The following is a 14,604-nucleotide window of genomic DNA, read 5'->3' as shown; positions in this document are numbered from 1 at the left end:
GCTGGTCAGGTGGGAATGTCGGCGCGGTCCAGGACGGCGGTCATCTCGTCCTGGGGGAGAGCGGGGTTGGCACCGGCGCTGGAGGCCAGTTCAGGGACATGGAGTGCTTCGCGGAGTCGGTGGAGCGGGAGGCGCGGGTCCTCGGCCGCCGCCTGGCGCGTCCAGACCGCGGAGTCGTGGCTGAGTCGTTCGATGAGTGCGGGTGTGGCGGCCGGGTCCCGGACGGCCAGGCGGCGGTAGTCGCCGTCAGGGTGGTCCGCGTAGCGGGCGGCGAGGCCCTCGCGGGGGAAGCGCGGGTGTGTCTCCGCCATCCACGCGGAGAACGTCCCGCCGAGCCGGGCGAACACACGCATCAAGACCTCCTCCGGAGTGTCGGGGTGGTACACGCCCAGGAAGTTCTCCACCTGAGGGTCCCCGGTGCGGACGAGCAGGTCCAGAAGGTCGGACGGCAGGTGCGGGCTCCGGGCGGCGGTGCGCCGGAGCAGCGGGTGGGCGGAGGTCGCGGCGCGCCGCAGCACATCGGGGTCGGCGAGTCCGTCCCGTACCCACTCCACGTCCTCTCTGGCGAAGTCCGACACGGTGAAGTCGATGGCCATGCGCCGGGTCTCGTCCAGTTCGGGCCTGAGGGAGACGGCGAGCCGTACGTCCTCGTCCAGGTCAGCGGCGAGCTGTGTCACGAGGTCGGCGGGCAGTGACGGGTTCTCGGCGAGGGCGGCCTGATGTGTCCGCGCGGCGAAGTGCCGTTCGGCGTCGGCGCGGTGGAGGCGTCCTCGGCGCAGCGCCTCGGCGATGGACTTCGGATCACGAAGGAGCTCGGTGGTGATGTCGGCGTTCTGTCGGCACTCCCGCAGCGCGGCGGCCCGCCGGACCTCGGGAGCGGCGTCGGTGAGCAGGGCGGACCGCTCGTCCGGCCGTAGCGTCTTCCACGCGCGCACCGCGATCCGGCGCGCTGCCGGATCGCGGTGCGCGGCCAGCGAGGCCACGAACGACGGCGCCAGGTGGGGCGAGTTCAACAGCGCGTCTCGTACGGAAGGGTCGGGGTCCTCCAGCAGGTGGGCGCACACGCCGTCCGGCAGCGGTGCGACCGCCGTGCGCCAGTTGTAGTCCTCCGGTCCGGCCGCGAGAGCGGCCCGCACCTTGGGGGAGGGGTCCTCCACGAGCCGGGCCCGCTGTGCGGGCTCCGCTCGCACGCTCGTCGCGAAATGGATCCGGGCGTGCGGGTTCGGGTGAGCCAGGATCAACGCGATCGCCGATTCGGGGAGTCCGGGCCGTTGGACGGCGTGCCGGGGCGGACCCCCACCGCCGTGGTCAGTGGCGAGCAACCGCAGCAGCAACGGTGTCGGCAGCGCGGGGTTGCGGGCAACGCCGTCCAGTGCGGACGCGTGGAACGCGACCATGATTCCCCCTGATCCCCTCGAAGGTCTCCGCCGGTGCCGGGGGAGTGGCGCAGGACATTACCCGTCGGCAGTGCGCGCTCGGGCATCGCCTCTCTGCCACTTTGTCTCCCCCTTCGGCTTTACCGCGGTAAAGCCGAAGAGCGGTGAAGTGGTCAAGTGGTGGAGCGGTGGAGCGGTGGAGCGGTCAGCCCGGGAGGCCGACTCCCTCACGCATGCGGCGGCTCCGGCGGGGAGATGCTCCTGGGTATGAAACGGAGCCGGACGCGTGCTCTGGTGCTCGCACTGCTGGTTGTTGCCTTCGTCGGCTTCGCCCTGCTGTTGTGGCAGGGCCCGTGGTGGCTGGACGGCGACCGGCTGCGTCGGCGGGACCTCCAGCCGGCCGATGCCGTGGTGGTCGCGGGGTTCCGTACGACGCTGGTCGCCCTCGGCGCCGGTGCGGTCGCCGGGGCAGGCATCTACTACACCGACCGTACGCTGCGGCACACCCGCGACCGGGACCGCGAGCAGGCCGAGATCGCCCGGGACGGCCAGGTGACCGACCGCTATGTGGCGGCCATCAAGCTGCTCGCGTCGGAGCGGACCGTCGAGCGCCTGGGCGGTATCCACGCGCTGGAGCGGATCATGCGGGACTCCGCCAAGGACCACTTCACGGTGGTCGAGGTCCTCGCGGCGTTCGTCCGGGACCAGGTGTGGATCGCGCCGGACGCGGAACCGTCCCCCACGGCACGGCCGTTGGACTCCACGGTACGGCTGGAGGAGTCCGTCCAGGCCGCCTTGACGGTCCTCGGGAGGCGGCCGCTCCTTGAGGAACCGTTCCGCATAGATCTACGGCGTACGAACCTGCGCGGAGCGGACCTCCAGAACGCCCGGCTGGAGCGGGCGCGCCTCGCCGGTGCGCGCCTGGAGGGAGCCGACCTGACCGGCGCGCACCTGGAAGGCGCCTGGCTCAGGGAAACCCGACTCGGCGGCGCCTGGCTCAACCACGCCCACCTCGACGGGGCTTACCTGCGGGGAGCCGACCTACGCGGTGCCAGGCTCGACGGGACGCGCCTCACGCAGACGCGCCTGTTCAACGCGGACCTGTCGACAGCGGGCGGTCTCACTCAGGAGCAGGTGGGCGAGGCGGTCCTCGACACGGAGACGAAGCTGCCTCCCGCGCTGACGAACACGGTTCGAGCAACGCCGTGAACAGCCGCGGTGTTCACATGGTGGTCTTCTTGGGGGCTGCGGCTTTACCGCGGTAAAGCCGCAGCCCCCAAGAAGACCACCGACGGAACGGGCTCCGGAACACGGCCGGACGCACCTCCCACAGTCGGTTGCAGTCAGTTCACGGGATTCATCGACCTGAGCGCTTCACCGGTGCCAGACTCGTCGTATGACGGCGCAGGGGGCTCCGCCCGAACTCGCACACTATTACCCCGGGTGGATCTGGGACGACCAGTCCGTCGGGCACATGAAGAGCCTGCTGCTCTTCTTCGACGGGTTCGCCCTCCTGCTTCCCCGGGAGCACTTCAGCACAACGGTCGCGCAAGAGGCGGAGCTTGCCCAGCCCTTGCGGCAGGCCGGACTCCTGCACAACTTCGAACCGGCCGGCTGGCTCGACGAGGACATCGCCCGCACCGTGCGCGCCGCGGCTTCGCACGACAGCCGCGCGCAGGGCACCGAGGACGCGGAGGCCACTGATGCGATCACGATCGGGCACCTGACCGGCAGCTCGCTGAGCATCGGATCCGGGCACTTCGCATCCCGTACCGACAACGTCCAACGCGTCGTCGAGGAGATGCTGCGCGCCGGGAGCGTCCTGCGGCGACGGCCGGACCTGGGACCGGACATGGTCGACATGCCGGTCCGGGCACGCGCCGCTGTGCTCCTGAAGGTCGGCCTGGCAGCCCAGGCGAAGGTCTCCAGCCACCGGATCCACCTGGTCGGCGACCTGACCCGGGCCTCCCGGACACCGGGCGGCAAGGCAGAAAGGTCCGGCCAACTCCTGCACCAGGACATGCTCGACGTCGGCGTGGACCTGTCCCGGGTTCCCCTGGACGAGATCCTGGACTACCGGAGCGAACACGGCCCGACGTACAAGGCCTATGCCCGCGGCCTCCGGGACTTCGTACGCGACCTTGAGACCGCCGACCCCGCCGACCGTCCGCGCATGCTCCAGGACCGGTCGGAATCGATCGCGGACCACGCCGCGCAACTGCGCCGGGCCCGCCTCGCCTGGGGGCGCCCCCTGACGGCCCTGGCCTGCGCGGGCGCGGGAGTCGCCTGGACCTTGCACCAGGCCGACGGCTGGGGAGCCTTCATCGCGGCGCTGGGAGCCGCGGCCGGCTTCGCGCGGCCGCCCCGCCCGGAATCCCCGTTCACCTACCTGTTCGAGACGCGGAGACTGGTGTAACGGACCCAGGGCTTCGGGGTCCGGGGTCCGGGGTCCGGGTTCCGGTACGTGAGGGCAGGGGCCGACGAGATCAAGCGTCCTCTTCGGGGCAGACGTGGCGAAGGACTGTCTCGTACTCGCCCGAGGCCACGAGCCCGTCGATGACCTTGGCCATCGACGGCACGCCCGCGTCGCGGACGATCAGGCCGTCCCACATGTTCGCTCCGTCGCGCTCTCTCACGCCGCCCCGTGAATCACGCCGCCTCATGAACTGAGCCGGGCGGCCGACCAGTACACCATGCTCCGGAGGCTGGACGGGGCGGGACGGGACGGGGCGGGTGGGGGAGCGGGTGAGGGATGATGTGGACATGCTCGCCTACGTCTACCGTGTCACGAAGTACGACCCCGCCGACCGCGATGAACACGGGTACTACACCGGGCCGGAGGACACCCTCAGCGACCACGGCGAGGTGGAAGCGGCGTACCTTCGGGCAGTTGCCGTGTTCGCCGGGGAATCGGGCGTCGAGCGTCTGGCCATCCGCGAGCCGGGCATTCCGTCCGTCGCGCACTTCGGGGTCGAGCCCGCGGTGGAAGGCTACGGACTGGACGGACTGTTCCCGCCCGCCACCGCCGCAACCGGCGTCGCCGCCACCGCCGACGCCACCGCCGCAACCGGCGCCGCAACGGGACCGGGTCTGCCGCCCGGCTTCCACGACGGGGCCCGCGTCCCGCTGCGCACGGCGCTCGAACTGGTCAGGGTCATGTTCCGCGACGACGGGGCATGGTGCCGACTGGAGGCCGAGGACGTCTTCGCGGTGCACGTGGGCTACGACCAGTACCTCTACATCGGCAGCAGTCGGCCGTGCGAGGAAGCGCTCGCCGCCACCCGCGCGCTCGGCCTGTTCCCCGAACGCATGGCGTCGTCCCCGTACGACTTCGACCCGGAAGTCGAAGGTACGGGCACCGCGTGGCCGGCCGACGACGACTTCTGGGACCGGCTGGGCCGGGCGGCCGCCTCCGGCCGCGCCGGAGTGCTGGAGGAGACGATCGTCGAAGGCGCGACACGATGGCACCGCCTCACCCCTGACACCATCGGTACGGTCCGTGCGGCCCTCGCGCCCCGTGCCCGTCTGACCGTGCGGCCGCCCCTGTCCCGCGACATCGCCGCAGTGCTCGCCTCCTTCCCCGCCGACGGCCTCGTCGAGGGCGTCTGGCAGGACCGGGACGGCCGCATCCACAGCGCCATCCGCGACGAGGAGGAGTTTCCCGAACTGGCCTCCCGGATCTCCGCCGCCTCCGCCGCCGTACTCATCTCCCCCTACGAGGGCGATGACCTGCCCCTGTACGCCGCCGTCATGCCCGACAACGACGGTGTGGTGCGGGCGCGTTGGGGGGCCGGGGAAGCCATGGATACCGCGCGGCAGGGGGACGAGCCGCACTGAGCCCGATGTTCGAGACCTTCGAGATGTTCGAGTTGTCCGAGATCTTCGAGATGTTCGAGGAGAAGGCCGCGATCCGGGCCGGGCCGTGCGCATCCTTGCCATACTGGCCGCCGGGGGTGGGGGGATGGCGGAGCAGCGGCCGTCGCGGCAGGAGCTGATCCGGCGTCGCCGTCGGAGCGGATTCGTCGGTCGGCGCGGGGAGATGAACGCGTTCCGGGAGAATCTGGGCCAGGACCCGGAGAGCGACGACTACCAGTTCCTCTTCCACGTGCACGGCAACGCCGGTGTGGGCAAGACCTCGCTGGTACGGCAGTGGGAAGCGGTCGCCGGTGAACAGGGCGCGACCACCGTGTACCTGGACGACAGCGTGCACAGCGCCGTGGAGGCGATGGAGGAGATCGGCGAGCGGCTCGGCCGTCAGGGCCTGGAGCTGCGCCGGTTCGACAAGCTGCTGGCGACGTTCCGCCAGCGCGCCCACGAGGCGCAGTCGGCGCGGGAGACCACGCACGCGGCCACGGAGGACACCGGCGCCGCACAGCCGCCAGCGGGCTCGGTCCCGGGCTCGGGACCAGGTTCGGCCCCGGCCTCGCTCCCGGGCTCGGTCGCCGCGCAGGTGGGCCTGGTCGGTCTCGGAATGGTGCCGGTCGTGGGGGCGCTCGCAGGCGCCGTCGATCCGCAGCAGCTGGCCCAGGGGGCGGACCGGCTGCGGGCCGTGCTCGGCGCGCGGCTGCGCTCCCACGACGACGTACGGCTCGTCATGGACCCGGTGCGCGCTCTGACCCCGGTGTTCCTCCAGGACCTGGCCGAGGTGACCCGGCGGCGGCCGCGGGTGGTGCTGTTCTTCGACGTGTACGAGCGGACCGGGCCCGTACTGGACGAGTGGCTGCGCGACATCGCGTTCGGCGAGGTGCACGGCCCGCTGCCGGCCAACGTGCAGATCGTGCTGTCGGGACAGGGCCGTCTCAACGCCCGGTGCTGGGGCGACTGGCTCGACCTGGTCACCGAAGTGCCGCTGGAGGTGTTCACCGAGGAAGAGGCGCGGGCCCTGCTCGCGCTGCGGGGCGTCACCGACGAACGGGTCGTCGACGTCGTACTGCGCCTGTCGGGCCGACTCCCCGTGCTGGTCCACACCTTGGCGCAGGCGCGCCCCGACTCGGCCCGGACCGTGGACGACCCGTCGGGAACGGCCGTGGAGCGGTTCTTGAAATGGGAGACGGATCCCTCCCGGCGGACCGCCGCCCTCGCCCTGGCCCTGCCCCTGCAGTTCGACGAGGACGTCTATCGCGCCGTCGCCCCGCCGGAGGCCGCCGAACAGTACTCCTGGGTGCGTCGGCTCGCCTTCGTCACCGACCAGGCCGGGCGGTGCCGCTACCACGACGTCGTACGCGCCCCCATGCTGCGGCTGCAACGCACCCAGTCTCCCGCACGGTGGCACGCCGCGCACGAACTGCTCGCGCGGACCTTCCTCACCTGGCGGGAAGAGCGGGAGGAGACGGTGCCGGCCGAGGAACACTGGGGCGACACCGTCTGGCGCGAGCACCGGTCGAACGAGACGTACCACCGCCTGTGCGCCGATCCGCGCCGCGCCCTGCCGGACGCACTCGCCCAGGCCGTCCACGCCTGCGAGCAGGGGAGCGGCCCGGCCCGGCGCTGGGCCCAACTGCTGGCGCGGGCCGGGGCGGACAGCGCGGACGAGTGCCTGGCCCGATGGGGGGAGCGGCTGACCGCCGCGTCCCAGGACGACGCCTCGGCGGTCATGGCCGTCCTGGCCGCGCTGCTCGCACACCCCGGTCTGGACACCGAGGGACAGCAGCGCACCCGAATCGTCCGGGGGCGGCTCCACCGGCGCGCGGAGCGGTACGAAGAGGCGCTCGCCGACTTCACCTCGGTACTGGTACCGGAACCGCGGCACGCGGTGGCGCTGGTGGAACGCGCCGTCACCCACCAGCAGGCGGGGAACGCCGACGACGCCCTCGCCGACATGGACGAGGTGATCCGCGTCGACCCCGACGGCGCCTGGCACCGCGTGTACCGGGGGCGCATCCACCTGTTGGCGGGACGCCACACCGAAGCGCTCGCCGATTTCGACCGGGCGGTCGAACTCGACGCCGAGCAGGACTGGGCCCTGGCCAGTCGTGCCGAACTCCACCGCGTTCAGGGGCGGTACCAGGAGGCGCTGGCGGATCTGGACCGCGCGCTCGGCATCGACCCGCAGTACACCTGGGCCTACGCGGAGCGCTCCCGCTGCCTGTGCCGACTGGAGCGGTGGGACGAGGCCGTCCGCGACCTGGCCAGGGCGGCCGACCTGGACTCCGGGCCGGGGTGGTACCGCGTCCGGCTCGCCGACCTGCTCCTGGACCTCGGACGGCACGCGGAGGCCCTTCACGAGGCCGACCGGGCCCTGGCCGACCGGGCCTTGGCCGACCGGGCCTTGGCCGACCGGGACGAAGAAGGACCACGCGGCCGGCCCTGGCCGTACACGCTCCGCGCCTGGGCACTGCACGGCCTGGGCCGCGACGCCGAAGCCCTGGCCGACCTCGACCACGCGATCTCCCTCGACGACTCGTGGGAGATCGCCTTCGCGATGCGCGGATGGCTGCGGTGGGAGGCGGGGCGACTCGCGGAAGCGGAAGAGGACTTCGACCACGCGCTGTCCGAGTACGGGCAATGGCCGTGGTGCCTGGCGGGCCGCGGCGTGGTCCGCGTGTACGCCCAGCAGTACGAGGGAGCCGTCGACGACCTCGCCGGGGCCTTCACCGTCCTGTTCGGCATCGCCGAGGCGGAAGCCGAGATCGCCCGGCCCCTCGTCGAACTGCTGCGGCGGCACCTGGCGACGCACCCCGCCGCCCTCAAGGCCGCGATCAGACTCGCGGCGCTCCTCAGCCACCAGATCCAGTGGCCCGGCCTGGCCCGGCAGATGGGCTCCGTCCTCGCGCTGCGTCCCGGCCCCCGACTGCTGGCCGACGGCCTCCGACTGCTGCGCCGCGTCACCACCGCCCTCGACGACCTGCCCGAAAGCGCGGACAACCAGCGGACTTCCTGGTCGCGCAAACTCCTGTCACCCATCCTGCGCGTCCTGGAGCCCCGGGGGCCCTCGACGCACACGGAACCGGAATGAGACGGTGGGGCCGGGGAGACGGCGCGGAGCCACACGTATCCTCCGAGCTGTGACACCGACATATGTGCTGGACGGCAGGGAGATCGGAACGCTGGAGGACTTCTGGCGCGTGATCGGCGAAGCGGTCAACGGTCCCGGAGGCTACTTCGGCCGAAACCTCGACGCCTTCGCCGACTGCCTCAGCGGTGGTTTCGGAACGCCCGACGACGACGCCTACGTGGTGGAGTGGCGCGACCACCGGATCTCGCGCCGGAACCTCGGCCACCTTGAGACGGCCCGCCAGTTGGAGATCCGGCTGTCCCGCTGCCACCCCGCGAACCGCCCCTCGACCCGCGCGGACCTCGAAGCGGCGAGACAAGAGCGCGGGAGCACCGTCTTCGACTGGCTGGTCGAAATCTTCGACGACCGCGCTCCTGGAGTGCTGCGGCTGCGGTGACCCGTCACGACGGCACCGGTCCGGGCCGGACCGCTACCCGGGTGGGGCCGTGCCGCGTGCGGGGAGAGCCGTGTGCGGGGAGAGCCGCGTCGTTCAGAACCCCGGTGTGCGCCGCCGCGTCAGGCGCGTCGGACGCGTCGGGGAAGACCGTCGTCCGCCGATTCCCCGTCCGCGTCCCGGGGCCCGCCAAGGGGCCCCGCCCGCTCGTCCGTCGGGCACCCGCGGCGAACCGTCGGCCTTCCGCAGTCCGAGGCTGGCGTACAGCAAGGAGGGGTCCGCGGCCTTCGCGGCGACGTAGGCGTCCTCGAAGAAGGGGAAGACCACCCGGCCCCGGCGCTCGCGTTCAACAGCGACGTAGGGCTCCAGAGCCTCCCAGGTCTTGACGATCCTGTGCTGGGCCAGGCTCATCAGGATGACCGGGTTGGTGAGTTCGAACCGCAGCATGATCGATACGGTCTCGTAGACGATCCCCACGTTCCAGGCCCGCAGGTTGGCGGGTTCGGGCAGTCCTTCGAGCCCGTTCTCCGGTCCGTGCTCGGCGGAGAGTCCGTTCAGGACCCACAGCTGGTCCCGCTGGAACTGCGGGTCTCGTACGTGGGTGAGGATCAGGTCCGTCGTCATGGCCAGGTCGCTGTCGGCCCTGGCCCGCGAGATCTGCAGGCGCACGCCCCACGTCGAGGCGGCCACCGCCACCACGGACAGCACCAGCGAGAGCACGTTGAACCCCATCGGACCCCCCGTCCGTCGGCTCCGTGCCGCCGGCCCCCGCGCCCGGCCGCATCCCCGGAGGTGGCGCCAACTATCCCGGCGGGCAAGGGATCTGGCTATGCGTCAGTCAGCCCATTGACGTACTGCGGCGCACGGCTCCCGGTCCCGCCGGACAGCGGCCGGGCGCGAGGCCCTCCCGCAGCGATCGCCGATCGCCGATCGCCGCGAGAGGGCACGTCCGCGCGGGGGCCGCTACGGGCGGGTGGCGCTCAGGGTCTTCTTGGCGAGTTCGTAGGCGGGCAGCATCTCCTTGTGCTCCTCCTCGTCCAGCCCGCCGAGGTCCAGGACGACCGCGCCCTGAGGGGTCGTCACCGCCAGCGCGGTCTTGGGGCGGGATTCCTCCATGAGCTTGCTGTAGGTCGTGTACGAGACCTCGGTGGCGGCGAAGGTACCGGCTTTGACCTCGCGGTACTCGCTCTTGGTGACGTCCGACGTGTCATCGAGGTACGCCTCCAGCACCTGCCGGGGAGTGCTCTTCCCGGCGTTCCCGGTCCAGACGCCGAGAGAGCCGAGCAGGCCGGCCGGTTTCGCGTCGACCTGGCAGACCAGGGTCACGGGACCGTGCTTGGCGAGCGGGCCGAGCAGCTTGGCGTCCTCCGCGGCGACCGCCTTGGGCTTCCAGTCCTTGGCCGTCTCGAACGACACGGGCAACTTGCACGGCGTTCCGGACCCCCCGACACGACCGGCGGCCTCCTTCGCCGGGTCCTCCTTCGCCGGGGCCTTCTTGTCCGCGGTCACGGACCCCTCGGCCTTCCCCGGAGACGACGACGAAACAGCCGGTTTGCCACCCTCATCCGTACCGGACGAACAACCCGCGAGCACGCCTGTGGCGAGTACCGCGCACGCGGCCCCCCGAACCAACCTCTGCATCCATATTTCCTTATATGAATTCAACAAATCGGCCAGACGCTACGTGGAGTTACCGCTGAAGGCAAACGGCCCGCAGGCGCGGGGCGGGGGACCGGGAGGGTCGGGGGCGGTCCGCAGGCCGCTCCGAAGAATTCTGAACGCGTTCAAATATGCGACGTGGCCGGTGTCCTCAGGGAACCCACAGCCGAACCGGGCTCCTCCCGCACGGACGCCTCATAACCGGGCCAGGAGCTTTCCGGCCCTGGAGTTCGACTTCCCGGCAGGGCAGGATCGGGCACATGTCCAGCCAACGTGAGGTCGTTCTGCCGCCAAGCATTCGGTTGTCAGGAGACGGGATACTGCTGAGGGAGTGGGCCGATTCCGACCTGTCCGCGCTGGTTGAGCTCTATGACGATCCCGAGATCGCCCGATGGACTCCCGTGCCCTCTCCGTTCGACTCCACAGCGGCACGCGAGTACCTGGCCAAGGCTCGCGAAGACCGCGGGGAAGGACGCGGGAAAGCGCAATTGGCGATCACCACCGACGGCGAGCGGCCGCGCGGTGAGGTGCTCCTCTTCCGCAGCGAGCTCGACGCGCGGGACATCGAGCTCGCCTATGGCATCGGCAGCCGACACCGGCGGCAGGGCCTGGCCTCACGAGCTGTCGAGTTGGCGGCCGACTACGCCTGTCGCCAACTCGACGCGAGGCGCGTGCTGCTGCGCATTGAAACGGAGAACTTCCCGAGCGTGGCTGTCGCCCGTGCGACAGGTTTCCAACTCACCGACGACGAGCCCGTCACGCGAAAGGCGAAGGGCCGCCAGGTGACACTGCGTACCTGGCGTTATCGAAATGACGGAGAAGATTCCCTTCCGGCTTCGGCTCCGGCTTCGGCCTGAGCGGCTGCGACGCGTGGCTTCGTCGAAGGGTTCGGAGGCCCTGCGCCGCGAGCGGGCCTCGTACTGAGGAGGTTCGCCGCGGGCACCGGCTCAGGGCCGCACCGGCGCGGCCGCCGGTGCGGCCGCCGGTGCGGCGGGCAGACTTGTGTGCGTGCAGCTGCCCGCCGATGCCGTCACCGCCACCGTGCTGATCGAGGTCGTACGGATCTCCGCCCTTCCCCCGGGACGGGACGACCCGTACCCCGGCCCGGTGGTCGCCCACTGGTCCGGGAGCGAAGCCGCCGACGCCCTGGCCCTGATCGGGAGCCTGCCCGGCAGTGAACAGCACCGCTGCGGCTTCTCGCCCGGCTGGGGCATTCGGGCGTACGACGACTCTCTCGGCCTGGCGCTCTTCGAGGCGGCGTTCTGCTTCACCTGCCACGAGGTCCGCACGCGGGGTACGGCTGTGCCGTCCGCTCTGGCCACGCAGTTCTTCGATCCGGACGCGCTGCCGGCCCGGTCCCTGCTGGCTCTCTTCCGTACTGCAGCTCCTTAGCGCGCAGAGCAACAGCCCTGAATCGTGGGCGAGTTGACGTCGGCTTGAGCGTGGCGGCGCGCAAGAGCGAACACTCCCGCAGGCGCCGGGCCAGCAAGGGGTGGTCGTTCGTGGCCCGGGGCAATGCCCGTACCCAGGTGCCGCAGGACGGCGGAGCGGGCCGTCGCCCGGTACGGATCGCCGCCACGCCAACACCGGATGAGCACGAGGAAACGTTTTGGTGTTGCGGCCGTTGCGCGTGAGGACCGTTGAGCGGCAACACACGATTCGTTCGACACGCACCTGACCTGCGCAAATACAGCGTGGAGCGTCCGTGTGCTGCCACTGGGGACCAATCTGCGTGAACACGGTGCGCAACGCCGCGAGTTCACTCCAAGCTGTCTGCTGGTCGCGGCGATTCCGCGGCCACGGCCGGCCACGGCCGCCTGGCAGAAGGAGAGACCATGGAACGGTCGCTGCTGTCCCCGCGAACCGCGCTGGTGCTGCTGCTGGCGATACTCACCGGGACGGGCGCAGGCGTCCTCGCCGCGCTGTCGGGCAGCGTCGTGGCGCAGGGCGTGCTGTACGGCGCGGCCGCGTTCGGCGCGGCGGTCCCCTTCTTCAACCACCTCATCGCGCCCGACACGCCCGACGCACCCGACGCATCCGCCGGCCGCTCCACGAGCGATCGTACGGACGAGGCGGAGGGACGCCATGGGTGAGCTCAAGCCTCTGGGCCCCGACCTCGACGACGAGGCGCGCGCGCTCGCCAAGGCGCTTCGGGAACTCTTCGACGGGCTGGGAGTGTCGGTGCGCCGCTACGCGGCGCGCCGCCATCGCGACGCGGGAACGCTCTCCAGGTACTTCAACGGTACCCGCGTACCCCCCTGGGAAGTGATCCTGGACCTGCTCACCGACCTCGCCGAGCACCGCGGCCAGCCCGCCACCCCGGCGGCCATCGAGCTGCTGAACCGACTGCACCGCGCTGCCGTCGCCCACAGCAGCTCGCCCCGCCACGCGGTGGAGGTCATCGAGCAGCAGCTCGCCGACGCCGACCGGGTCGCGCGCAGCGCCAACGTCACCGGGGACGTGATCGGCAGCGCCCTGCTGGAACGCCAGCACCGGATCGCCGACCTGGAGGTGCGGCTCAGCCAGCTCGAAGCCGACTGGGTCAAGGAGCGCGCCCGCGCGGACGCCTACGCCCAGGACGCTCCCGGTCTCGACGAGCTCCGGGCCGAGCGCGACAGTCTCCAGGCCGACGTCGCCCGGCTCACCCACGAGCGCGACGACGCGGAGAAGCGCCGCGTGGCGGCGGAGGAGCGCTGCACGCTGTTGGAGCGGCAGTTGGAGACCATCGAGGCCGCTCAGGTGGCGGGCCCCGGGCACGCGCTGGTGCCCGCCGCCCGCAGCGAGGCCGTCGGGATGCCCAAGATCCTGATCGTCGACGACCAGCCGGACAACCTCCTGGCGATGTCGGCGATCCTGGCCACCCTCAACCAGGAGATCGTCGCCGCCACGAGCGGGCGCGACGCCCTCAAGGCGCTGCTGGACCACGACGACATCGCGGTCATCCTCATGGACATCCAGATGCCGGGGATGGACGGCTACGAGACGGCCGCCCACATCAAACGGCGCCCGCGCACCCGTGACGTCCCGATCATCTTCCTCACGGCCATGGGCGCCAACCCCGAGCACACGGCCCGGGGCTATGCCGCGGGCGCGGTCGACTACATCGCCAAGCCCTGCGACGCGTGGGCGCTGCGGGCCAAGGTCACCGTGTTCACCGGCTTCTACCTGGACCGCCGCGCCGCCCGCTGACCCAGGGCCCGCCGTCGCGGGGGAAGGAGGACCCCGCGGCTCGGACACCCCGGCGATCCCGCACCCCCGGGGACGTGGTGGCCGCAGCGCGGGAGCCATTCGCGTGCGCTCCGCGTCCCTGTGCACAGGAATGCCGGGGAGGGAACGCATGCCGAGCGGCGGAGAACAGAGACGTACCAGACTGAGACTGGCCAGGCGGCGCCCCGCACCGATGAGGGTACGGGCCCGCGAACGGGCCGAGGAGGGGCCGGAGGGCGGCCCGGGTCCCGGGCGGCTCACCCTGCTCACCCTGGGCGCGGTCGTCACGATCGTGGCGAGCATCGGGGGGCTGGTGACGACGGCCGTGGGCACCATCTGGAGCGCGCGGGTCGCGGCGGACCAACTGGAGCAGTCCCGGGAGCAGACGGAGGAGAAGCAGCGGGACCAGGCGGCCCGGGTCTCGTACTGGGTCGGCAGGGGCCAGAAGGGCGAGGGCCGGCTCCAGGTGATGAACCGGTCCGCGGACCCCGTGGCGAACCTGGGCATCACCTTCGTGGTCACGGAAGGGGACACGCGCCGGGGCCCCGTGGCGTTCAAGGTGGTCCTCCCCTCCCTGCCGCCCTGCTCGTCCGTGGTCATCGAGGGGAAGTCCCTCAGGTACACGAAGGCGGACCCCCAGAAGGACAGGGGGACGTACTGGCTCCCCGTCACGGAGGCCAACGACTTCGACCTCGACCTCAAGGACTTGCCGGACTACGCGGCGTTCGACCGGGCCGGCATCGACTTCCAGGACCGCGACGGCACGTACTGGCTCCGGCAGCGGGGCCGACTGGCCAAAGACGAGTTCCTTTCCGTCGAGCACACGCCGGCCGGTTCCGGCAGGGTCCTCGGAGAGCCGCCGGTGCGGTCCGTCGAGTCCTGCGGAAACGGCTCGGGCGGTTAGGGGCCCCGCCTCGGTACGTACATCCGGCAGCCGATGCGGCAGCGCGGCCCGGCCGATGACTTTTCCGCGC

The 14,604-nt window shown here is 71.5% G+C and carries 15 protein-coding genes; 11 read left to right on the top strand and 4 right to left on the bottom strand.

All coding sequences use genetic code 11. The annotated features are described in order from the left end of the window. Positions 1 to 5 precede the first annotated feature (5 nt). Positions 6 to 1,397: a Mucin-2 gene (locus ACIBNE_RS39535; RefSeq protein WP_399280654.1), complete on the bottom strand. Its 1,392-nt coding sequence runs from the start codon at positions 1,395 to 1,397 to the stop codon at positions 6 to 8. 246 nt (positions 1,398 to 1,643) lie between these two features. On the opposite strand from ACIBNE_RS39535, the gene ACIBNE_RS39530 reads away from it, so the two are divergent. Further along, positions 1,644 to 2,585, top strand: a complete 942-nt coding sequence (locus ACIBNE_RS39530) for a pentapeptide repeat-containing protein (RefSeq protein ID WP_399280652.1) — start codon at positions 1,644 to 1,646, stop codon at positions 2,583 to 2,585. A 187-nt stretch (positions 2,586 to 2,772) separates the two neighbouring features. Continuing rightward, a complete protein-coding gene (locus ACIBNE_RS39525) occupies positions 2,773 to 3,792 on the top strand; it encodes a hypothetical protein (RefSeq protein WP_399280650.1) in 1,020 nt (339 codons plus the stop codon). Between the two features lie 70 nt (positions 3,793 to 3,862). On the opposite strand, the gene ACIBNE_RS39520 is transcribed toward ACIBNE_RS39525, so the two are convergent. After that, the gene (locus tag ACIBNE_RS39520; RefSeq protein ID WP_399280648.1) at positions 3,863 to 3,988 is read right to left on the bottom strand and encodes a hypothetical protein; all 126 of its coding nucleotides are present in this window, start codon (positions 3,986 to 3,988) and stop codon (positions 3,863 to 3,865) included. Between the two features lie 151 nt (positions 3,989 to 4,139). On the opposite strand from ACIBNE_RS39520, the gene ACIBNE_RS39515 reads away from it, so the two are divergent. From ACIBNE_RS39515 to ACIBNE_RS39500, 4 genes are read left to right on the top strand one after another with little or no spacing between them, the layout of a single operon-like run. Next, the gene (locus ACIBNE_RS39515) at positions 4,140 to 5,213 is read left to right on the top strand and encodes an RNA-binding protein (RefSeq protein ID WP_399280646.1); all 1,074 of its coding nucleotides are present in this window, start codon (positions 4,140 to 4,142) and stop codon (positions 5,211 to 5,213) included. 5 nt (positions 5,214 to 5,218) lie between these two features. Further along, a complete protein-coding gene (locus ACIBNE_RS39510) occupies positions 5,219 to 5,371 on the top strand; it encodes a hypothetical protein (RefSeq protein WP_399280644.1) in 153 nt (50 codons plus the stop codon). 44 nt (positions 5,372 to 5,415) lie between these two features. After that, the gene (locus ACIBNE_RS39505; protein ID WP_399280642.1) at positions 5,416 to 8,331 is read left to right on the top strand and encodes a tetratricopeptide repeat protein; all 2,916 of its coding nucleotides are present in this window, start codon (positions 5,416 to 5,418) and stop codon (positions 8,329 to 8,331) included. A gap of 49 nt (positions 8,332 to 8,380) precedes the next feature. Continuing rightward, on the top strand, positions 8,381 to 8,767 hold the full coding sequence (locus tag ACIBNE_RS39500) for a barstar family protein (RefSeq protein WP_399280640.1): 387 nt from the start codon (positions 8,381 to 8,383) through the stop codon (positions 8,765 to 8,767). A gap of 93 nt (positions 8,768 to 8,860) precedes the next feature. Here ACIBNE_RS39500 and ACIBNE_RS39495 read toward each other — a convergent pair whose 3' ends face one another. Together ACIBNE_RS39495 and ACIBNE_RS39490 are read right to left on the bottom strand one after the other, a co-directional pair. Continuing rightward, positions 8,861 to 9,496: a hypothetical protein gene (locus ACIBNE_RS39495; RefSeq protein WP_399280638.1), complete on the bottom strand. Its 636-nt coding sequence runs from the start codon at positions 9,494 to 9,496 to the stop codon at positions 8,861 to 8,863. 231 nt (positions 9,497 to 9,727) lie between these two features. Then, positions 9,728 to 10,405 (bottom strand): lipoprotein, encoded by a 678-nt coding sequence (locus tag ACIBNE_RS39490; RefSeq protein WP_399280636.1) that lies wholly within the window; start codon positions 10,403 to 10,405, stop codon positions 9,728 to 9,730. 278 nt (positions 10,406 to 10,683) lie between these two features. Between ACIBNE_RS39490 and ACIBNE_RS39485 the strand changes: the two genes are divergently transcribed. From ACIBNE_RS39485 to ACIBNE_RS39465, 5 genes are all read left to right on the top strand, one after another. Then, the gene (locus ACIBNE_RS39485; RefSeq protein WP_399280634.1) at positions 10,684 to 11,280 is read left to right on the top strand and encodes a GNAT family N-acetyltransferase; all 597 of its coding nucleotides are present in this window, start codon (positions 10,684 to 10,686) and stop codon (positions 11,278 to 11,280) included. Between the two features lie 151 nt (positions 11,281 to 11,431). Then, complete coding sequence (locus tag ACIBNE_RS39480) at positions 11,432 to 11,815, top strand: hypothetical protein (protein WP_399280632.1); 384 nt, start codon at positions 11,432 to 11,434, stop codon at positions 11,813 to 11,815. Between the two features lie 443 nt (positions 11,816 to 12,258). Continuing rightward, complete coding sequence (locus ACIBNE_RS39475) at positions 12,259 to 12,516, top strand: hypothetical protein (RefSeq protein WP_399280630.1); 258 nt, start codon at positions 12,259 to 12,261, stop codon at positions 12,514 to 12,516. Continuing rightward, positions 12,509 to 13,612 (top strand): response regulator, encoded by a 1,104-nt coding sequence (locus ACIBNE_RS39470; protein ID WP_399280628.1) that lies wholly within the window; start codon positions 12,509 to 12,511, stop codon positions 13,610 to 13,612. Before ACIBNE_RS39475 ends, ACIBNE_RS39470 begins: the two co-directional genes overlap by 8 nt. Positions 13,613 to 13,823: 211 nt before the next feature. Then, on the top strand, positions 13,824 to 14,534 hold the full coding sequence (locus ACIBNE_RS39465; RefSeq protein ID WP_399280626.1) for a hypothetical protein: 711 nt from the start codon (positions 13,824 to 13,826) through the stop codon (positions 14,532 to 14,534). Positions 14,535 to 14,604: the final 70 nt, after the last annotated feature.

The sequence above is a fragment of the Streptomyces sp. NPDC050504 genome, from assembly GCF_044458065.1.
In the GTDB taxonomy this organism is placed as follows: Bacteria; Actinomycetota; Actinomycetes; order Streptomycetales; family Streptomycetaceae; genus Streptomyces.
Note: the sequence above shows the minus strand (reverse complement) of the source record. Positions and strands in the feature narration are given on the sequence as shown.